Raw genomic sequence first — 21291 nt, 5'->3', positions numbered from 1 at the left:
CACTGACAAGGATAGGTTGTGAACGGTGAATTGATCTGGGTTCTGAGCCTGCTTTTAATCGCCATTATTCTCTTCGCCACAGGCAAGGTGCGCATGGATGCCGTCGCCCTGTTTGTCATCGTCGCGTTTGTGCTGAGCGGCACGCTCACGCTACCGGAAGCCTTCTCCGGGTTCAGCGACCCCAACGTTATCCTTATAGCTGCCCTGTTTATCATCGGCGACGGCCTTGTTCGCACCGGCGTGGCGACCATCATGGGCGCGTGGCTGGTTAAGGTGGCCGGCAGCAGTGAAACCAAAATGCTGATCTACCTGATGCTGACGGTCGCCGGACTGGGGGCGTTTATGAGCTCAACGGGCGTGGTCGCTATTTTTATTCCGGTGGTGCTGAGCGTTTCAATGCGGATGCAGAGCTCGCCGTCGCGCCTGATGATGCCTTTGAGCTTTGCCGGTTTGATCAGCGGAATGATGACGCTGGTGGCGACGCCGCCGAACCTGGTTGTCAACAGCGAGCTGATTCGTGAAGGGTTTCAGGGCTTCAGCTTTTTCAGCGTCACCCCGCTTGGGCTGGTGATTCTGGCGATGGGCGTGGTCTACATGCTGCTGACCCGTTTTGCCCTCAAAGGCGACAAACAGGATAAGAATAAAGAGGGGTGGAAGCGACGTACCTTCCGCGATCTGATCAAAGAGTACCGCCTCACCGGGCGGGCGCGCCGTCTGGCCATTCGCCCCGGCTCGCCGATGGTCGGCCAGCGGCTCGACGACCTTAAGCTGCGCGAGCGTTATGGCGCGAACGTGATCGGGGTTGAGCGCTGGCGTCGTTTTCGCCGGGTGATCGTTAACGTGAACGGGGTATCAGAGTTCCGCGCGCGTGATGTCCTGCTGATTGATATGTCAACGGCGGACGTGGATCTGCGAGAGTTCTGTAGCGAGCAGCTGCTGGAGCCGATGGTGCTACGCGGCGAGTATTTCTCCGACCAGGCGCTGGATGTGGGGATGGCCGAAGTGTCGCTGATACCGGAATCGGAACTGCTGGGTAAAACCGTGCGTGAAATGGGGTTCCGTACCCGCTATGGCCTGAACGTAGTGGGGCTGAAGCGTGATGGCGTGGCGATGGAAGGGGCCGTCGTCGATGAGCCGATCCTGCTGGGAGATATCTTCCTCGTGGTCGGCAACTGGAAGCTGATAAGCCAGCTCGGGCAAAAAGGGCGTGATTTTGTGGTGCTCAACATGCCGGTCGAGGAGAGCGATGCCTCCCCGGCGCACAGCCAGGCGCCCCATGCGATTTTCTGTCTGGTGCTGATGGTGGCGCTGATGCTGACCGATGAAATCCCTAATCCGGTCGCGGCCATTATCGCCTGCCTGCTGATGGGGAAATTCCGCTGCATTGACGCCGAAAGCGCGTATAAAGCCATTCACTGGCCGAGCATTATTCTTATCGTCGGGATGATGCCCTTTGCCCTGGCACTGCAAAAAACCGGCGGGGTGGATCTGATCGTAAAAGGCTTGATGGACGTGGGCGGCGGGTATGGACCGTACATGATGATGGTCTGTCTGTTTGTCATGTGTGCCACGATAGGGTTATTTATCTCGAATACCGCGACGGCGGTGCTGATGGCGCCCATTGCGCTGGCGATGGCGAAATCCATGGGGGTGTCGCCGTACCCGTTTGCGATGATGGTCGCGATGGCGGCATCCGCGGCGTTTATGACGCCGGTTTCATCGCCGGTGAACACGCTGGTGCTGGGGCCGGGGAATTATAAGTTCAGCGATTTCGTGAAGCTGGGCGTGCCGTTCACCGTGCTGGTGATGGTGGTGTGCGTGGTGTTAATTCCGGTGTTATTCCCGTTTTAGCGTGAGCGCAGAAACGTAGGCCGGGTAAGGCGAAGCCGCCACCCGGCTAAAATTACAACGGTGAATCCTGGCTAATCTCGTCCAGCGATAGATGGAAGCTCGGCACAAATACCTGCATGAAGTAGTCCATCTCTTCGCTGCGGCGGGATTCCAGCGTTTTTTCCAGACGCGTTTTCGCCAGTAAAAACTCATTATTGCCCGCAGACAGCTCTTCCAGACACTTCAGATAGGCGCACAGCGCGTCGGCCTGCTTGACCAGCGACTTTTCATCTTCCGTATACTGATGCTCGTCGATGAGCGGTTCAAAGATATCGCGCAGCTCTTCGGGCACCATCTCGATAAGCTTTTGCTGGGCAATCTTCTCGATAGCCTTATATTCCTGAGCAATCTGAGAATTGAAATATTTCACTGGGGTAGGCAGGTCGCCGGTCAGCACCTCTGATGCGTCGTGGTACATCGCCAGCAAAGCGATGCGCTCGGCATTCACCTGCCCGTTAAATTTGCGATTCTTAATGGCAGCCAGCGCATGAGCAACCATAGCAACCTGCAGACTATGCTCAGACACGTTCTCTGTACGCACGTTGCGCATCAGCGGCCAGCGGTTGATCAGTTTCAGGCGGGAGAGGTGGGCAAAGAAATGGCTCTGACTCATAGGTTACCTTTTGTCTTCACTGCGACAGGACTTCATTGTGCGGGGAGGGGAGGGAAGATGCAAATCAGGCTACCGAAGTAGCCTGATTTTAAGATTACTGATGGTATCCAGAGAGGAATCGCCCGAAGCGGCTGATGGCCATTTCGAGATCGTCTTCACGTGGCAGGGTCACGATACGCACGTGGTCCGGCCACGGCCAGTTAAACGCCGTCCCCTGAACCAGCAGCACTTTTTCCTGCAACAGGAAATCGAGCACCATTTTCTGATCGTCGTGGATATTGAAGCGCTTCGCGTCAATTTTCGGGAACATATACAGCGCCCCGTTCGGCTTCACGCAGGAGACGCCCGGGATATCGTTGATCAGTTCCCATGCGCGGTTACGCTGTTCGTACAGGCGACCGCCAGGGACGATAAACTCGCTGATGCTCTGGTAGCCGCCCAGCGCCGTCTGGATCGCGTGCTGAGCAGGCACGTTGGCGCAAAGACGCATCGACGCCAGCATCTCAAGCCCTTCAATATAGCCTTTTGCGTGCTTTTTCGGGCCGTTCAGCACCATCCAGCCCTGACGGAAACCGGCCACGCGGTAGGTTTTAGACAGTCCGTTAAAGGTGACGGTCAGCAGGTCGGGCGCCAGCGCGGCGATAGAGTGGTGCTGCGCCGCGTCGTACAGGATCTTGTCGTAGATTTCGTCAGCGAAGATGATCAGGTTGTGCTGGCGGGCGATCTCCACGATCTCCATCAGCAGCTCTTTTGAATAGACCGCGCCCGTCGGGTTGTTCGGGTTGATGATCACAATCCCACGCGTGCGAGGCGTGATTTTCGCGCGAATATCGTCCAGATCCGGGAACCAGTCAGAGGATTCGTCGCAAAGATAATGTACCGCTTTACCGCTGGAGAGCGATACGGCAGCGGTCCACAGCGGATAGTCCGGCGCGGGAACCAGCATTTCGTCACCGCTGTTCAGCAGCGCCTGCATGGCCTGAACGATAAGTTCGGAGACGCCGTTGCCGATATAGATATCTTCGACGGTAACGTCACGCATACCGCGCGCCTGGTAGTGCTGCATAATGGCTTTACGGGCGGAGTAAAGTCCCTTTGAGTCACAATAGCCTTGTGCCGTAGGCAGGTTGCGGATCACATCAACCAGAATTTCATCCGGCGCTTCAAAACCAAATGGCGCGGGGTTGCCGATGTTGAGCTTCAGAACCTTGTTGCCTTCTTCTTCAAGGCGTTTTGCCTCTTTCAGAACCGGGCCACGGATGTCATAACAGACGTTATCTAGCTTGCTGGATTTTTCGATAGGGGACATGAACCTTTAACCTTTTCGCTATTATTGCCACTCCCTGCCGTGGAAGTCAGCACGGAATAATGTACTCCCCCCACGCTTCGTTTTGAAGGGTGTGCAGAAGAAGATTTTGTGCTCATAGCGAAATTGTGATGAATCTTTTTAACTATTGACTGACGCTTTCACTGCCTTAACGTCATGTACAAACCATAAATAAAGGTTGATTGTGCTGCTGATTTATGTGAATTATGTATATTGTTCTGATGGAAAATAAAAAACGCGCAGACAACAAGCAGAAGTTACGCTGGGTGACATTTCGTAAAACCTGAGTGTTGAAGGCACCTTGCAGTAATAGCCCGGAGCGGCTAAAAGTTAATCATGTGAAATTAATGTTAAGTGTTATTAATGAATGACCATAATCTAAATTAAAATTTATTTATTATTAACCAACAAAATGCAACTTTAGTTAATTCTAATAAAATTAGTTTAGAAGCTTAACAAACCTCTTTAATCCTGAATATTGCAATAAGACTTATAAATAAAGTGGATTTGGGTTAAGATGTCTATACGGAAAGCAGTAGAAAGATGCAGTGGTTTTGCATTTTTGAAACTGATTTTCCGATTTAATTGATTGTTATTGTTGGAGTTATCTCTGGCTGGAATGTGTCAAACATCTCCTGCTACGTTGACAGCGCTGCGAAAAAGATGGCAGAAAAAGTGTTACGCCTTTAATGTAATTTACATAACCCTGCGAACATCTAAATATCCTGAACGTTTAAGAGAATAAAAATAACGTCATGAAACGTGCTTTCTGACTGTTGATATAAAGCAGCACAATAACTATCTGTCAGGCAGTCTGCCGGGCCGGGATGCGAGGGAAAACCTTCAGAAGGAATTGCTTAACTGTTACACACAGCTTCAACCCGGGCAGCTCCGCACGAGCAACCTGAAAGTGAATAGATATGATAAATGCAAATCGTCCGATAATGAATCTCGACCTCGATCTGCTGAGAACGTTTGTTGCGGTCGCCGATCTCAACACTTTTGCAGCAGCTGCTGCCGCCGTCTGCCGAACTCAGTCCGCCGTTAGCCAGCAAATGCAGCGGCTGGAGCAACTGGTTGGGAAAGAGCTTTTTGCCCGTCACGGGCGTAATAAGCTCTTAACGGAACACGGTATTCAGCTACTGGGTTATGCCAGGAAAATTCTTCGCTTTAATGATGAAGCATGTATGTCATTAATGTTTAGCAACCTTCAGGGGGTGTTAACCTTAGGGGCATCTGATGAGTCAGCGGATACAATATTGCCGTTTCTTCTCAACCGAATTAGCTCGGTTTATCCGAAGCTTGCGCTGGATGTGAGCGTAAAGCGTAATGCCTTTATGGTGGAGATGTTAAATGAGAACAAGGTCGACCTGGTGGTCACGACGCATCGTCCCGGACAGTTTGATTGTCTGACCTTGCGCACATCGCCAACGCACTGGTATTGCGCAGCGGAATACGTGTTGCAAAAAGGGGAACCCGTACCGCTGGTTTTACTGGACGATCCGAGTCCTTTCCGGGATATGGTGCTTACGGCGTTAAATGAAGCCAACATTCCGTGGCGTCTGGCCTATGTAGCGTCCACACTGCCCGCGGTGCGTGCCGCCGTGAAAGCGGGTCTTGGCGTAACGGCCCGTCCGGTAGAGATGATGAGCCCCGATCTGCGCGTTCTCGGTAAATCTGATGGTCTCCCAGCGCTGCCGGATACCGAGTATCTGCTTTGCCATAACGCGTCCAGTCATAACGAGCTGGCGAAGGTGGTGTTTGAGGCGATGGAAAATTACCATAACCCATGGCAGTTCGAGCATGTTACCTCCGAAGGGGGGGATGATTCCCTGATCGTTGAAGGTGACTTTGAGTGATCAAAAGCTCAAAATTCTGGTAACAAATTGTAAGTGTAAAAAAAAGCCACTCGTGCCGTTTTCGCACGCAGTGGCTTTTTTTTGCCATTATTATCCTCTTTCGTTACAGGGTTTTCATAAATAAAACATACATATCAAGGGAATAAATGCTTCTGCTTAAATCTTGTTCACTTTCCGTTCTAACTTCATCCATAACCCCTTGATGTTAAAAAAGCAGCAAATATGTTGCCGGTTTTTTGGGTGAATTAACAAAAGCGTGTCTCAGATCAAGAAAATACTCCTATTTGGGGGGAGGAATCGTTGGCAAATCCTGTCAAAATAGGAGGGTTATTTTTTTTACTTCCAAAACGGACACGATTCAACAACATGCATTTGACGAAAAGTCAGGTAACCACCAGGGTTAAAGGGCACCAAATGTTAATGAGAATCGCTCGATGTAATTTAATGTGAAGAAACCTTTGTTAAAGTTGACAATAGGTTATAGAAAGGAGTAAAAAACCCCATCATTTTGCTGTCTACGTCTCATTTCAGACAGTTAGTGTAAGGTTATTTGTTCCTCCCCATGAATCGATGTGATGCCCATCTGCCAGCAAGAGCAGTGTCGTCGGTATCACTTTTGATGAGTAAGCAATGAGTATGTCAACATCCACAGAAGTCATCGCTCATCACTGGGCATTCGCAATCTTTCTTATTGTAGCCATTGGCCTGTGCTGCCTGATGTTAGTCGGCGGCTGGTTCCTGGGCGGTCGCGCCCGTGCAAGGCACAAAAACACACCTTTCGAATCAGGTATTGATTCAGTAGGTTCCGCTCGCTTACGCCTGTCTGCCAAGTTCTATCTGGTAGCGATGTTCTTCGTCATCTTTGACGTGGAAGCGCTCTACCTGTTCGCATGGTCGACCTCCATTCGCGAAAGTGGTTGGGTGGGCTTTGTCGAGGCCGCAATTTTCATTTTAGTGCTACTGGCCGGTCTGGTTTATCTGGTGCGTATTGGCGCGCTTGACTGGACGCCTGCGCGTTCACGTCGTGAACACATCAACCCGGAAAACAGTATCTCTAATCGTCAGCAGTAACAGCGAGGCAATAAGATGGATTATACGCTCACCCGCATAGATCCTAACGGTGAGAATGACCGTTACCCCCTGCAAAAACAGGAGATCGTAACCGACCCCCTGGAGCAAGAAGTCAATAAAAGCGTGTATATGGGCAAACTCGAACATGCCATGCACGATATGGTCAACTGGGGTCGTAAGAACTCCATCTGGCCATACAACTTTGGCCTTTCTTGCTGCTACGTTGAAATGGTGACGTCATTCACTGCGGTGCATGACGTTGCGCGTTTTGGGGCCGAGGTACTGCGTGCTTCCCCACGTCAGGCTGACCTGATGGTGGTGGCCGGTACCTGCTTTACCAAAATGGCACCTGTTATTCAGCGTCTGTATGACCAGATGCTGGAGCCAAAATGGGTTATTTCCATGGGCGCATGTGCAAACTCCGGCGGTATGTACGACATTTATTCCGTTGTGCAGGGCGTTGATAAGTTCATTCCGGTGGATGTTTACATCCCGGGCTGCCCGCCGCGCCCAGAAGCCTATATGCAGGCGCTGATGCTGCTGCAGGAGTCTATCGGTAAAGAACGTCGCCCACTCTCATGGGTTGTTGGCGATCAGGGTGTCTATCGCGCGAACATGCAGTCCGAGCGCGAGCGTAAACGTGGTGAACGTATTGCCGTCACCAACCTGCGTACGCCTGACGAAATTTAATTTGCGCCTGTAGGCCTGGAGAAAACCTTCGCATATCACTACTCAAATAGCGCGAAGCCAGGCTTAACAGTCACCACGGACCATTTGCAATGGTGAACAATATGACCGACTTAACCGCGCAAGAAGCCGCCTGGCAGACCCGGGATCATCTTGATGACCCCGTTATTGGCGAACTGCGCAACCGTTTTGGGCCGGATGCCTTTACCGTTCAGGCGACCCGCACCGGGGTACCCGTTGTTTGGGTGAAGCGTGAACAATTGCTGGAAGTTGTCGATTTCCTCAAGAAATTGCCAAAACCTTACGTCATGCTGTTTGACTTACACGGCATGGACGAACGTCTGAGAACGCACCGCCAGGGTCTCCCTGCTGCGGATTTTTCCGTTTTCTACCACCTGATCTCAATAGACCGCAACACGGATATCATGCTCAAGGTGGCATTGTCTGAAAACGACATGCATCTGCCGACGATCACCAAACTTTTCCCGAACGCTAACTGGTATGAGCGTGAAACCTGGGAAATGTTCGGCATGACCTTCGACGGCCACCCGCACCTGACGCGCATCATGATGCCGCAGACCTGGACCGGCCACCCGCTGCGTAAAGACTACCCGGCACGTGCGACCGAATTCGATCCGTTTGAGCTGACCAAAGCCAAGCAGGATCTGGAGATGGAAGCGCTGACCTTCAAGCCGGAAGACTGGGGCATGAAGCGCGGTACTGAAAACGAGGACTTCATGTTCCTCAACCTCGGTCCGAACCACCCGTCTGCGCACGGTGCATTCCGTATTATTCTTCAGCTTGATGGCGAAGAGATTGTCGACTGCGTCCCTGACATCGGCTACCACCACCGCGGTGCTGAGAAGATGGGCGAGCGTCAGTCCTGGCACAGCTACATTCCGTATACCGACCGTATCGAGTACCTCGGCGGGTGCGTAAACGAAATGCCATACGTGCTGGCCGTTGAGAAACTGGCAGGCATTACCGTACCGGATCGCGTTAACGTGATTCGCGTTATGCTGTCAGAACTGTTCCGCATCAACAGCCACCTGCTGTACATCTCTACGTTCATTCAGGACGTGGGCGCGATGACCCCAGTCTTCTTCGCCTTTACCGATCGTCAGAAAATCTACGATCTGGTGGAAGCGATTACCGGCTTCCGTATGCACCCGGCCTGGTTCCGTATCGGCGGTGTGGCACACGATCTGCCGCGCGGCTGGGACCGCCTGCTGCGTGAATTCCTCGACTGGATGCCGAAGCGTCTGGCGTCTTACGAGAAAGCCGCGCTGCGCAACACCATCCTGAAAGGCCGTTCCCAGGGCGTTGCTGCCTATGGCGCGAAAGAAGCGCTGGAGTGGGGGACTACAGGTGCTGGCCTGCGCGCGACCGGTATTGATTTCGACGTGCGTAAAGCCCGTCCTTACTCTGGCTACGAGAACTTCGACTTTGAAGTGCCGGTTGGCGGCGGTGTGTCCGACTGCTACACCCGCGTGATGCTGAAAGTGGAAGAGCTGCGCCAGAGTCTGCGCATCCTTGAGCAGTGCCTCAACAACATGCCGGAAGGCCCGTTCAAGGCGGATCACCCGCTGACCACGCCGCCGCCGAAAGAGCGCACGCTGCAGCATATCGAAACCCTGATCACCCACTTCCTGCAGGTTTCCTGGGGCCCGGTCATGCCGGCGCAAGAATCCTTCCAGATGATTGAAGCGACCAAGGGTATTAACAGTTACTACCTGACCAGCGACGGCAGCACCATGAGCTACCGTACCCGCGTGCGTACGCCGAGCTTTGCGCACCTGCAGCAGATCCCGTCCGCCATCCGCGGCAGTCTGGTCTCTGACCTGATTGTGTATCTGGGTAGTATCGATTTTGTTATGTCAGATGTGGACCGCTAATTATGCACGAGAATCAACAACCACAAACCGAGGCTTTTGAGCTGAGTGAAGCAGAGCGTGCCGCCATTGAGCACGAAATGCACCACTACGAAGACCCGCGTGCGGCGTCCATTGAAGCGCTGAAAATCGTACAGAAACAGCGTGGTTGGGTGCCGGATGGGGCGATTTACGAGATCGCGAAAGTGCTGGGTATTCCGGCAAGCGACGTAGAAGGCGTAGCCACGTTCTACAGCCAGATCTTCCGTCAGCCGGTTGGCCGCCATGTGATCCGCTACTGTGACAGCGTCGTCTGCCACATTACCGGCTATCAGGGCATTCAGGCTGCGATTGAGAAAAAGCTCAATATCAAGCCGGGCCAGACCACGTTCGATGGACGCTTTACTCTGCTGCCAACCTGCTGCCTGGGTAACTGCGACAAGGGGCCGACCATGATGATTGATGAGGATACTCACAGCCATCTGACGCCGGAAGCGATTCCTGACCTGCTGGAGCAGTACAAATGAAAACTGTAATTCGTACTGCTGAGACGCATCCGCTGACCTGGCGTCTGCGTGATGACAAACAGCCGGTATGGCTCGACGAATACCAGAGCAAAAACGGCTATGCCGGTGCGCGTAAAGCCCTCGGCGGCATGGCGCCGGACGATATCGTTAATGCGGTGAAAGACTCCGGCCTGAAAGGCCGCGGCGGCGCGGGCTTCTCCACCGGTCTGAAGTGGAGCCTGATGCCAAAAGACGAATCCATGAACATCCGTTACCTGCTGTGTAACGCCGATGAAATGGAGCCAGGCACCTATAAAGACCGCCTGCTGATGGAGCAGCTGCCGCACCTGCTGGTGGAAGGCATGCTGATCTCCGCGTTTGCGCTGAAAGCGTACCGTGGCTACATCTTCCTGCGCGGTGAGTACATCGAAGCGGCGGAAAACCTGCGTCGCGCGATTGCCGAAGCCACTGAAGCCGGCCTTCTGGGTAAAAACATCCTGGGTACCGGGTTTGACTTCGAACTGTTCGTGCACACTGGTGCCGGGCGTTACATCTGCGGTGAAGAAACTGCGCTGATTAACTCCCTGGAAGGCCGCCGTGCGAACCCACGTTCCAAGCCACCGTTCCCGGCAAGCTCCGGCGTATGGGGTAAACCGACCTGCGTAAACAACGTCGAAACCCTGTGTAACGTCCCGGCTATCCTCGCCAACGGCGTGGAGTGGTATCAGGGCATCTCCTCAAGCAAAGATGCCGGTACCAAGCTGATGGGCTTCTCCGGTCGCGTGAAGAACCCTGGCGTCTGGGAACTGCCGTTCGGTACCACCGCACGCGAAATTCTTGAAGACTACGCTGGCGGCATGCGCGATGGCCTGAAATTCAAAGCCTGGCAGCCGGGTGGGGCAGGGACAGACTTCCTGACCGAAGCCCACCTTGATCTGCCGATGGAATTCGAAAGCATTGGTAAAGCAGGCAGCCGTCTGGGTACGGCGCTGGCGATGGCCGTCGACCACGAGATCGGCATGGTATCGCTGGTGCGTAACCTGGAAGAGTTCTTCGCCCGTGAGTCCTGCGGCTGGTGTACACCGTGCCGTGATGGTCTGCCGTGGAGCGTGAAGATCCTGCGCGCAATCGAACGTGGCGAAGGCCAGCCTGGCGATATCGAGACGCTTGAGCAACTGTGTCGATTCTTAGGCCCGGGTAAAACCTTCTGCGCCCACGCACCGGGTGCCGTCGAGCCGCTGCAGAGCGCGATTAAATATTTCCGCGACGAATTCGAAGCAGGCATCAAGCAGCCGTTCAGCAATACCCATTCGATCAATGGTATTCAGCCGAACCTGCTGAAAGCGCGCTGGTAACGACAAGAATTTTGATTAACGCTCGGTTTCGACCGAGCCAACTGGAAGCATGCTAATGGCTACGATTCATGTAGACGGCAAAGAATACGAAGTCAACGGGGCGGACAACCTGCTGGAAGCTTGTCTGTCTCTTGGCCTCGATATTCCGTACTTTTGCTGGCATCCGGCGCTGGGCAGCGTCGGTGCTTGCCGCCAGTGTGCGGTGAAGCAATATCAAAACGCGGAAGACACGCGTGGTCGCCTGGTGATGTCCTGTATGACGCCAGCCACCGAAGGCACCTTTATTTCGATTGATGACGAAGAAGCCAAACAGTTCCGCGAAAGCGTGGTGGAGTGGTTGATGACCAACCACCCGCACGACTGTCCTGTTTGTGAAGAGGGCGGTAACTGCCACCTTCAGGATATGACCGTGATGACCGGTCACAGCTTCCGTCGCTATCGCTTTACCAAGCGTACCCACCGTAACCAGGATTTGGGGCCGTTCATCTCTCACGAAATGAACCGCTGCATCGCCTGCTACCGCTGCGTGCGTTACTACAAAGACTACGCGGACGGTCAGGATCTGGGCGTGTATGGCGCACACGATAACGTCTACTTCGGCCGTCCGGAAGACGGCGTGCTGGAGAGCGAATTCTCCGGTAACCTGGTAGAAATCTGTCCGACCGGCGTATTCACGGATAAAACCCACTCCGAGCGCTACAACCGTAAATGGGACATGCAGTTTGCGCCAAGCATCTGCCAGCAGTGTTCCCTCGGCTGTAACACCAGCCCGGGTGAGCGCTACGGCGAACTGCGTCGTATCGAAAACCGTTACAACGGTACCGTTAACCACTACTTCCTGTGCGACCGCGGTCGTTTCGGCTATGGCTATGTGAACCTGAAAGACCGTCCGCGTCAGCCGGTTCAGCGCCGTGGCGACGACGTTATTACCCTGAACGCTGAACAGGCGATGCAGGGCGCGGCAGATATTCTGCGCCAGTCGAAGAAAGTGATCGGCATCGGCTCCCCGCGCGCCAGTATCGAAAGCAACTTCGCGCTGCGCGAGCTGGTCGGGGCGGAAAACTTCTATACCGGTATCGCCCAGGGCGAGCAGGAACGTCTGCAGCTGGTACTGAAAGTGCTGCGTGAAGGCGGTATCCATACCCCTGCGCTGCGTGAAATTGAATCCTATGATGCGGTCCTGGTGCTGGGTGAAGACCTGACGCAAACCGGCGCCCGCGCGGCCCTGGCGGTTCGTCAGGCGGTGAAGGGTAAAGCACGTGAAATGGCAGCGGCGCAGAAAGTGGCTGACTGGCAAATTGCGGCAATCCTCAACATCGGCCAGCGCGCGAAGCACCCTCTGTTTGTAACGAACGTCGACAACACCCGTCTGGACGATATCGCCGCGTGGACCTACTGCGCGCCGGTTGAAGATCAGGCGCGCCTCGGCTTTGCCATTGCCCACGCGCTGGACAACAGCTCACCGGCCGTTGAACTGGATCGCGACCTGCAAAACAAGGTCGACGTGATTGTTCAGGCCCTCGCAGGTGCGAAGAAACCGCTGATTATCTCCGGAACCAACGCCGGTAGCGCTGAAATCATTCAGGCCGCCGCGAACGTTGCCAAAGCCCTGAAAGGCCGCGGTGCAGACGTTGGCGTGACCATGATTGCCCGTGCGGTAAACAGCATCGGTCTGGGCATGATTGGCGGCGGCTCGCTGGAAGAAGCGTTAAGCGAACTGGAATCCGGTGCCGCTGACGCCGTTGTGGTGCTGGAAAACGATCTGCACCGCCACGCGTCTGCCGCTCGCGTTGACGCCGCGCTCTCCAAAGCGCCGCTGGTGATGGTGATTGACCATCAGCGCACCGCGATCATGGACAAAGCGCATCTGGTGCTCTCTGCGGCAAGCTTCGCAGAAAGCGACGGTACCGTTATCAACAACGAAGGCCGCGCGCAGCGTTTCTTCCAGGTTTACGACCCGGCGTACTACGACAGCAACACCGTGATGCTGGAAAGCTGGCGCTGGCTGCACTCCCTGCACAGCACCGTGCAGAGCCGTGAAGTGGACTGGACGCAGCTCGACCACGTTATCGACGCGGTGGTGGAAAAACTGCCTCAGCTGGCAGGCATTAAAGATGCCGCACCTGAAGCCAGCTTCCGCATCCGCGGCCAGAAGCTGGCGCGTGAACCGCACCGCTACAGCGGCCGTACCGCTATGCGCGCCAACATCAGCGTACACGAACCGCGCCAGCCGCAGGATAAAGACACCATGTTCGCCTTCTCCATGGAAGGGAACAACCAGCCGTCTGCCCCGCGTTCGCAAATCCCGTTCGCATGGGCTCCGGGCTGGAACTCCCCGCAGGCGTGGAACAAGTTCCAGGCTGAAGTGGGCGGCTCCCTGCGCCACGGCGATCCGGGCGTGCGTCTGATTGAAGCTTCCGAAACCGGTCTGGACTTCTTCACCACCGTACCGGCGAGCTTCCAGGCGCAGGACGGTAGCTGGCGTATTGCCCCGTACTACCACCTGTTCGGTAGCGACGAGCTGTCCCAGCGTTCACCGGTCTTCCAGACCCGTATGCCGCAGCCTTACATCAAGCTCAACCCGGCGGATGCCGCGAAGCTTGGCGTTAACGCGGGCGCGAACATCGCCTTTAGCTATGACGGCCAGACCATCAGCCTGCCGCTGATTATTTCTGAAAATCTGACAGCAGGGCAGGTCGGTCTGCCGATGGGTATGCCTGGCATCGCGCCGGTTCTGGCGGGTGCGCGTCTTGATAATCTGCAGGAGGCAAAAGCATGAGTTGGTTAACGCCGGATCTTATCGACATCCTGCTGAGCATTCTGAAAGCGATTGTGATCCTGCTGGTGGTGGTCACCTGCGGCGCGTTCATGAGCTTTGGTGAACGTCGTCTGCTCGGTCTGTTCCAGAACCGTTACGGACCGAACCGCGTGGGCTGGGGTGGTTCACTCCAGCTGGTCGCGGACATGATCAAGATGTTCTTTAAAGAGGACTGGATCCCTCGCTTCTCGGATCGCGTGATCTTTACTCTGGCACCGATGATCGCCTTCACCTCGCTGCTGCTGGCGTTTGCTATCGTTCCGGTCAGCCCGACCTGGGTGGTCGCTGACCTGAACATCGGCATTCTGTTCTTCCTGATGATGGCAGGTCTCGCGGTTTACGCGGTCCTGTTCGCAGGCTGGTCCAGTAACAACAAATACTCGCTGCTGGGTGCGATGCGTGCTTCCGCGCAGACGCTGAGCTACGAAGTGTTCCTGGGACTCTCCCTGATGGGCGTGGTGGCGCAGGCCGGTTCATTCAACATGACCGACATCGTCAACAACCAGGCCGACATCTGGAACGTTATCCCGCAGTTCTTTGGGTTTATTACCTTTGCTATCGCGGGCGTGGCCGTGTGTCACCGTCACCCGTTTGACCAGCCGGAAGCCGAACAGGAACTGGCCGACGGTTACCACATTGAATATTCCGGCATGAAGTTCGGTCTGTTCTTTGTGGGCGAGTACATCGGTATCGTCACCATTTCCGCGTTGATGGTAACGCTGTTCTTTGGTGGCTGGCATGGCCCGTTCTTACCGCCGTTCATCTGGTTCGCGCTGAAAACCGCGTTCTTCATGATGATGTTCATTTTGATTCGCGCAGCGTTACCGCGTCCACGTTATGACCAGGTAATGTCCTTCGGCTGGAAAGTGTGCCTGCCGCTGACGCTCGTCAACTTGTTGGTAACGGCAGCTGTCATTCTCTGGCAGCAGCCATAAGGGGCTATAGACCATGACCTTAAAAGAATTACTGGTAGGTTTCGGTACCCAGGTACGCAGTATCTGGATGATCGGCCTGCACGCGTTTGCTAAACGCGAAACCCGGATGTACCCGGAAGAGCCGGTATATCTGCCGCCGCGCTACCGTGGCCGTATCGTGCTGACGCGCGACCCTGACGGCTCCGAGCGCTGCGTTGCCTGTAACCTGTGTGCGGTAGCGTGTCCGGTCGGCTGTATCTCTCTGCAGAAAGCCGAGACGGTAGACGGCCGCTGGTACCCTGAGTTCTTCCGCATCAACTTCTCACGCTGCATTTTCTGCGGTCTGTGTGAAGAAGCGTGCCCAACCACGGCGATTCAGCTGACTCCAGACTTCGAGCTGGGTGAGTACAAGCGTCAGGACCTGGTGTACGAGAAAGAGGATCTGCTGATTTCCGGTCCGGGCAAATACCCGGAATATAACTTCTACCGGATGGCGGGTATGGCAATCGACGGCAAAGATAAGGGTGAAGCAGAGAACGAAGCTAAGCCTATCGACGTCAAGAGCCTGTTACCGTAAGGAGAGGGCAATGGAATTCGCTTTTTATATCTGTGGCCTTATCGCCATCCTGGCTACGCTGCGAGTGATCACGCACACCAATCCGGTGCATGCGCTGCTGTACTTAATCATTTCGCTGCTGGCCATTTCCGGGGTGTTCTTCGCACTGGGCGCGCACTTCGCCGGTGCGCTGGAGATCATCGTTTACGCCGGGGCCATCATGGTGCTGTTCGTGTTCGTAGTGATGATGCTGAACCTGGGCGGCTCTGAAATTGAGCAGGAACGTCAGTGGTTAAAACCGCAGGTGTGGATTGGCCCGGCAATTTTGTCGGCCATCATGCTGGTGGTGATCGTTTACGCCATTCTGGGCGTCAACGATCAGGGCATCGACGGCACGCCAATTGGTGCGAAAGAGGTGGGTATCACGCTCTTTGGCCCATACGTTCTGGCGGTGGAACTGGCCTCTATGCTGCTGCTGGCAGGCTTGGTGGTGGCTTTCCACGTTGGCCGCGAAGAGCGTGCTGGCGAGGTGCTGAGCAACCGCACTGACGACCGCGCGAAAAGAAAAACGGAGGAGCGCGCATGATCCCCTTAACACATGGACTGATCCTCGCTGCGATTTTATTCGTTCTGGGTCTGACCGGTCTGGTTATCCGCCGCAATCTGTTGTTTATGCTGATCGGCCTAGAAATCATGATTAACGCCTCCGCGCTGGCCTTCGTGGTCGCCGGAAGCTACTGGGGCCAGACCGATGGTCAGGTGATGTACATTCTCGCCATCAGCCTCGCGGCTGCTGAAGCGAGTATTGGCCTGGCGCTGTTGCTGCAGCTCCATCGTCGCCGCCAGAATCTGAACATCGATTCAGTAAGTGAGTTGCGTGGATGAACATGCTTGCCTTAACCATTATTTTTCCGCTGATTGGCTTCGTGCTGCTGGCGTTTTCTCGCGGCCGCTGGTCTGAGAATCTGTCCGCGACCGTTGGCATGGGCTCTGTCGGCCTGGCTGCGCTGGTCACAGCGTATGCGGGTATCGACTTCTTTAACAACGGACGCCAGCCTTTCAGCGTGCCGCTGTGGACCTGGATGTCGGTCGGTGATTTCAACATCGGTTTCAACCTGGTGCTGGACGGTCTCTCCCTGACCATGCTCTCCGTGGTCACCGGCGTCGGCTTCCTGATCCACATGTTCGCCTCCTGGTACATGCGCGGTGAAGAGGGTTACTCCCGCTTCTTCGCCTACACCAACCTGTTTATCGCCAGCATGGTGGTTCTAGTGCTGGCCGATAACCTGCTGCTGATGTATCTGGGCTGGGAAGGGGTGGGCCTGTGCTCTTACCTGCTGATCGGTTTCTACTATACCGATCCGAAGAATGGCGCAGCGGCCATGAAAGCGTTCGTCGTGACCCGCGTGGGTGACGTCTTCCTCGCTTTCGCGTTGTTCATTCTTTACAACGAACTGGGCACGCTGAACTTCCGCGAAATGGTGGAACTGGCGCCAGCGCACTTCGCCGCAGGCAACAACATGCTGTGGTGGGCAACGCTGATGCTGCTGGGTGGTGCCGTGGGTAAATCCGCACAGCTGCCGCTGCAGACATGGCTGGCCGACGCGATGGCGGGTCCAACCCCTGTCTCCGCGCTGATCCACGCCGCGACCATGGTCACCGCCGGTGTTTACCTGATTGCGCGTACCCATGGCCTGTTCCTGATGACTCCGGAAATTCTGCATCTGGTGGGTATCGTCGGTGCGGTCACGCTGGTGCTGGCAGGCTTTGCCGCGCTGGTTCAGACCGACATCAAGCGCGTTCTCGCGTACTCCACCATGAGCCAGATTGGCTACATGTTCCTGGCGCTGGGAGTTCAGGCGTGGGACGCGGCCATTTTCCACCTGATGACGCACGCGTTCTTCAAAGCGCTGCTGTTCCTCTCATCCGGTTCGGTGATTCTGGCCTGCCATCACGAGCAGAACATCTTCAAGATGGGCGGACTGCGTAAGTCCATCCCGCTGGTCTACGTCTGCTTCCTGGTGGGCGGCGCGGCGCTGGCGGCACTGCCGCTGATCACCGCGGGCTTCTTCAGTAAGGACGAAATCCTTGCGGGTGCCATGGCGAATGGTCATATCAATCTGATGGTTGCGGGTCTGGTCGGTGCGTTCATGACCTCCCTGTATACCTTCCGTATGATTTTCATCGTATTCCACGGTAAAGAACAAATTCACGCTCACGCAGGGAAGGGGATTACCCACCACCTGCCGCTGATTGTGCTGCTGGTACTCTCCACCTTCGTTGGCGCGATGATTGTGCCTCCGCTGCAGGGCGTACTGCCGGCGACAACCGAGCTTGAGCACGGTCGTGTTCTGACGCTTGAAATCACCTCCGGTGTGGTCGCTATCGCGGGTATCCTGATTGCGGCATGGCTGTGGCTGGGCAAACGTACGCTGGTCACTGCCGTGGCCAACAGTGCGCCGGGCCGCCTGCTGGGCACCTGGTGGTACAACGCGTGGGGCTTTGACTGGCTGTACGACATGATCTTCGTTAAGCCGTTCCTGGGCATCGCGTGGCTGCTGAAGCGCGACCCGCTGAACAGCCTGATGAACATCCCGGCGATCCTCTCCCGCTTTGCAGGTAAAGGCCTGCTGTACAGCGAGAACGGTTACCTGCGCTGGTATGTGGCGTCCATGAGCATCGGTGCGGTTGTGGTGCTGGCGCTGCTGATGGTATTGCGTTGATCGTTAAGTGAATTTTATTCGAATTCGTTGAAAATCAGGCCCCTGCTGGGGGCCTTAAAAAGGAATGTAAATCGCCATGTTACTACCCTGGCTAATATTAATTCCCTTCATCGGCGGCTTCCTGTGCTGGCAGACCGAACGCTTTGGCGTGAAGATGCCGCGCTGGATCGCGCTGATCACCATGGGATTGACGCTCGCGCTTGGCCTGCAACTGTGGTTGCAGGGCGGTTACTCACTGACCCAGTCTGCGGGCATTCCGCAGTGGCAGTCTGAGTTCATCCTGCCGTGGATCCCGCGTTTCGGCATTACGATCCACCTGGCGATTGACGGTCTGTCGCTGCTGATGGTGGTGCTGACCGGTCTGCTCGGCGTTCTGGCGGTACTCTGCTCCTGGCGAGAAATCGAAAAATACCAGGGCTTCTTCCACCTGAACCTGATGTGGATCCTGGGCGGCGTGATCGGCGTGTTCCTTGCCATCGACATGTTCCTGTTCTTCTTCTTCTGGGAGATGATGCTGGTGCCGATGTACTTCCTGATCGCGCTGTGGGGCCACAAGGCGTCCGACGGTAAAACGCGTATCACGGCGGCAACCAAGTTCTTCATCTATACCCAGGCGAGCGGTCTGGTAATGCTGATTGCCATTCTGGCGCTGGTGTTCGTTCATCACAACGCAACCGGCACCTGGACCTTCAACTACGAAGACCTGCTGAAGACGCCTATGTCACACGGCGTTGAATACCTGCTGATGCTGGGCTTCTTCATCGCCTTCGCGGTGAAAATGCCGGTGGTTCCGCTGCACGGCTGGCTGCCAGACGCGCACTCCCAGGCACCAACGGCGGGTTCCGTTGACCTGGCGGGCATCCTGCTGAAAACGGCGGCCTACGGTCTGCTGCGTTTCGCACTGCCGCTGTTCCCGAATGCCTCCGCGGAGTTCGCTCCGATTGCCATGTGGCTGGGTGTGATCGGTATCTTCTACGGTGCCTGGATGGCCTTCACGCAATACGACATCAAGCGTCTGATTGCTTATACCTCCGTTTCCCACATGGGCTTCGTGCTGATTGCTATCTACACCGGCAGCCAGCTGGCGTACCAGGGCGCGGTGATCCAGATGATTGCGCACGGTCTGTCCGCAGCCGGTCTCTTCATCCTGTGCGGCCAGCTGTATGAACGTCTGCATACCCGCGACATGCGTATGATGGGCGGTCTGTGGAGCAAAATTAAATGGCTGCCAGCGCTCTCCATGTTCTTCGCGGTGGCTACCCTGGGGATGCCGGGCACCGGTAACTTCGTCGGCGAATTCATGATTCTGTTCGGCAGCTTCAAAGTGGTACCGGTGATTACCGTGATCTCCACCTTTGGTCTGGTGTTCGCTTCCGTTTACTCGCTGGCGATGCTGCACCGCGCTTACTTCGGTAAAGCGAAGAGCGAAATTGCTGCACAAGAACTGCCGGGGATGTCGCTGCGTGAGCTGTTCATCATCCTGCTGCTGGTCGTACTGCTGGTGCTGTTGGGCTTCTTCCCGCAGCCGATTCTGGATACCTCGCACAGCGCGATGGGCAATATCCAGCAGTGGTTTGTTAATTCTGTTTCTACTACAAGGCCGTAATTCGCCATGACAATAACTCCACAACAACTGATCGCGCTGCTACCGCTGCTGATCGTCGGATTGACGGTGGTGGTTGTGATGCTCTCCATTGCGTGGCGACGCAATCACTTCCTGAATGCCACGCTGTCGGTCATCGGCCTGAACGCCGCGTTAGTTTCACTCTGGTTTGTTGGCCAGGGCGGGGCGATGGACGTCACCCCGCTGATGCGCGTTGACGGTTACGCCATGCTGTATACCGGGCTGGTGCTGCTGGCGAGCCTGGCAACCTGTACCTTTGCTTACCCGTGGCTCGAAGGCTACAACGACAACAAAGAAGAGTTTTACCTGCTGGTACTGATTGCCGCGCTGGGCGGCATTCTGCTGGCGAATGCCAACCATCTGGCCGCGCTGTTCCTCGGTATTGAGCTGATCTCTCTGCCGCTGTTCGGCCTGATTGGTTACGCCTTCCGTCAGAAGCGCTCTCTGGAAGCGAGCATCAAGTACACCATTCTGTCTGCTGCCGCATCGTCCTTCCTGCTGTTTGGTATTGCGCTGCTGTACGCACAGTCCGGTAACCTCTCCTTCATGGCGCTCGGCAAGAGCCTCGGCGACGGCATGCTCCATGAGCCGCTGCTGCTGGCGGGTCTGGGCATGATGATCGTTGGCCTCGGCTTCAAGCTCTCTCTGGTTCCGTTCCACCTGTGGACGCCAGACGTATACCAGGGGGCGCCTGCTCCGGTGTCGACCTTCCTGGCGACGGCGAGCAAGATCGCTATCTTCGGTGTGGTCATGCGTCTGTTCCTGTACGCGCCGGTGGGTGATAGTGAAGCCGTTCGCGTGGTGCTTGGCATCATCGCGTTCGTCTCCATCATCTTCGGTAACCTGATGGCGCTGAGCCAGACCAACATCAAGCGTCTGCTGGGCTACTCGTCCATATCTCATCTGGGCTACCTGCTGGTGGCGCTGATTGCGCTGCAGAGCGGTGAGATGTCGATGGAAGCCGTAGGTGTCTATCTGGCCGGTTACCTGTTCAGCAGCCTCGGCGCCTTCGGCGTGGTGAGCCTGATGTCCAGCCCGTACCGTGGTCCGGATGCCGATTCACTGTTCTCCTACCGTGGTCTGTTCTGGCACCGTCCAATTCTGTCCGCGGTAATGACCGTGATGATGCTCTCTCTGGCGGGTATCCCGATGACGCTTGGCTTTATCGGTAAGTTCTACGTGCTGGCCGTCGGTGTGCAGGCGAACCTGTGGTGGCTGACTGCCGGTGTCGTTATCGGCTCCGCGATTGGCCTCTACTACTACCTGCGTGTGGCCGTGAGCCTGTACCTGAGCGCGCCTCAGCAGCTCAACCGTGATGCTCCAGGCAACTGGCAGTACAGCGCCGGTGGTATCGTGGTGCTTATCTCCGCGCTGCTGGTGCTGATCTTCGGTATCTATCCGCAGCCGCTGATTGATATCGTGCAGCGAGCGATGCCATTAATGTAAAAACAAAAAACCCGCCTCGGCGGGTTTTTTA

At 55.6% G+C, this 21291-nt stretch carries 17 protein-coding genes; 15 read left to right on the top strand and 2 right to left on the bottom strand.

Annotation, left to right across the window (positions count from 1 at the left end; all coding sequences use genetic code 11):
• The first annotated feature begins 18 nt into the window (after window positions 1–18).
• On the top strand, window positions 19–1851 hold the full coding sequence (locus ACMWL8_RS05140) for an SLC13 family permease (RefSeq protein WP_028013936.1): 1833 nt from the start codon (window positions 19–21) through the stop codon (window positions 1849–1851).
• Between the two features lie 52 nt (window positions 1852–1903).
• Here the strand turns inward: ACMWL8_RS05140 and yfbR are convergent, their stop codons facing one another.
• Window positions 1904–2503 carry a 5'-deoxynucleotidase gene (gene yfbR, locus ACMWL8_RS05135; protein ID WP_028013935.1) on the bottom strand — a complete coding sequence of 200 codons (600 nt, stop codon included), beginning with the start codon at window positions 2501–2503 and terminating at the stop codon, window positions 1904–1906.
• A 94-nt stretch (window positions 2504–2597) separates the two neighbouring features.
• Window positions 2598–3812, bottom strand: coding sequence for an alanine transaminase AlaA (gene alaA, locus ACMWL8_RS05130; protein WP_003861471.1), 1215 nt, complete (start codon window positions 3810–3812; stop codon window positions 2598–2600).
• Window positions 3813–4750: 938 nt separating this feature from the next.
• On the opposite strand from alaA, the gene lrhA reads away from it, so the two are divergent.
• The 14 genes from lrhA to nuoN all read left to right on the top strand — a co-directional run bounded on the left by lrhA (window position 4751) and on the right by nuoN (window position 21260).
• A complete protein-coding gene (lrhA, locus tag ACMWL8_RS05125; protein ID WP_028013934.1) occupies window positions 4751–5689 on the top strand; it encodes a transcriptional regulator LrhA in 939 nt (312 codons plus the stop codon).
• A 630-nt stretch (window positions 5690–6319) separates the two neighbouring features.
• Window positions 6320–6760: an NADH-quinone oxidoreductase subunit NuoA gene (gene nuoA, locus ACMWL8_RS05120; RefSeq protein WP_014171000.1), complete on the top strand. Its 441-nt coding sequence runs from the start codon at window positions 6320–6322 to the stop codon at window positions 6758–6760.
• A gap of 15 nt (window positions 6761–6775) precedes the next feature.
• Window positions 6776–7450, top strand: coding sequence for an NADH-quinone oxidoreductase subunit NuoB (nuoB, locus tag ACMWL8_RS05115; RefSeq protein ID WP_003861482.1), 675 nt, complete (start codon window positions 6776–6778; stop codon window positions 7448–7450).
• Between the two features lie 89 nt (window positions 7451–7539).
• Window positions 7540–9342 carry an NADH-quinone oxidoreductase subunit C/D gene (gene nuoC / locus ACMWL8_RS05110; protein ID WP_028013933.1) on the top strand — a complete coding sequence of 601 codons (1803 nt, stop codon included), beginning with the start codon at window positions 7540–7542 and terminating at the stop codon, window positions 9340–9342.
• A 2-nt stretch (window positions 9343–9344) separates the two neighbouring features.
• A complete protein-coding gene (gene nuoE, locus ACMWL8_RS05105; RefSeq protein WP_006176513.1) occupies window positions 9345–9845 on the top strand; it encodes an NADH-quinone oxidoreductase subunit NuoE in 501 nt (166 codons plus the stop codon).
• A complete protein-coding gene (gene nuoF / locus ACMWL8_RS05100; RefSeq protein WP_006811381.1) occupies window positions 9842–11179 on the top strand; it encodes an NADH-quinone oxidoreductase subunit NuoF in 1338 nt (445 codons plus the stop codon). The genes nuoE and nuoF overlap by 4 nt, the downstream gene beginning before the upstream one ends.
• A 55-nt stretch (window positions 11180–11234) precedes the next feature.
• Window positions 11235–13958, top strand: a complete 2724-nt coding sequence (gene nuoG / locus ACMWL8_RS05095) for an NADH-quinone oxidoreductase subunit NuoG (protein WP_045259693.1) — start codon at window positions 11235–11237, stop codon at window positions 13956–13958.
• Complete coding sequence (nuoH, locus tag ACMWL8_RS05090; RefSeq protein WP_008500211.1) at window positions 13955–14932, top strand: NADH-quinone oxidoreductase subunit NuoH; 978 nt, start codon at window positions 13955–13957, stop codon at window positions 14930–14932. The genes nuoG and nuoH overlap by 4 nt, the downstream gene beginning before the upstream one ends.
• Before the next feature lie 13 nt (window positions 14933–14945).
• Complete coding sequence (gene nuoI / locus ACMWL8_RS05085) at window positions 14946–15488, top strand: NADH-quinone oxidoreductase subunit NuoI (RefSeq protein WP_003861491.1); 543 nt, start codon at window positions 14946–14948, stop codon at window positions 15486–15488.
• Window positions 15489–15498: 10 nt separating this feature from the next.
• Window positions 15499–16053, top strand: coding sequence for an NADH-quinone oxidoreductase subunit J (nuoJ, locus tag ACMWL8_RS05080; protein ID WP_008500212.1), 555 nt, complete (start codon window positions 15499–15501; stop codon window positions 16051–16053).
• Window positions 16050–16352 carry an NADH-quinone oxidoreductase subunit NuoK gene (gene nuoK, locus ACMWL8_RS05075; protein WP_003861496.1) on the top strand — a complete coding sequence of 101 codons (303 nt, stop codon included), beginning with the start codon at window positions 16050–16052 and terminating at the stop codon, window positions 16350–16352. The genes nuoJ and nuoK overlap by 4 nt, the downstream gene beginning before the upstream one ends.
• Window positions 16349–18190, top strand: coding sequence for an NADH-quinone oxidoreductase subunit L (nuoL, locus tag ACMWL8_RS05070; protein WP_008500213.1), 1842 nt, complete (start codon window positions 16349–16351; stop codon window positions 18188–18190). Before nuoK ends, nuoL begins: the two co-directional genes overlap by 4 nt.
• 76 nt (window positions 18191–18266) lie before the next feature.
• Entirely contained in the window at window positions 18267–19796 is a 1530-nt protein-coding gene (nuoM, locus tag ACMWL8_RS05065; RefSeq protein WP_008500214.1) for an NADH-quinone oxidoreductase subunit M, read from the top strand.
• Between the two features lie 6 nt (window positions 19797–19802).
• Window positions 19803–21260, top strand: coding sequence for an NADH-quinone oxidoreductase subunit NuoN (nuoN, locus tag ACMWL8_RS05060; RefSeq protein ID WP_045259694.1), 1458 nt, complete (start codon window positions 19803–19805; stop codon window positions 21258–21260).
• Window positions 21261–21291: the final 31 nt, after the last annotated feature.

Origin of the sequence: Enterobacter sp. 04-C-12-SI-ECC (assembly GCF_047530715.1) — a bacterium.
GTDB lineage: Bacteria > Pseudomonadota > Gammaproteobacteria > Enterobacterales > Enterobacteriaceae > Enterobacter > Enterobacter bugandensis.
Note: the sequence above shows the minus strand (reverse complement) of the source record. Positions and strands in the feature narration are given on the sequence as shown.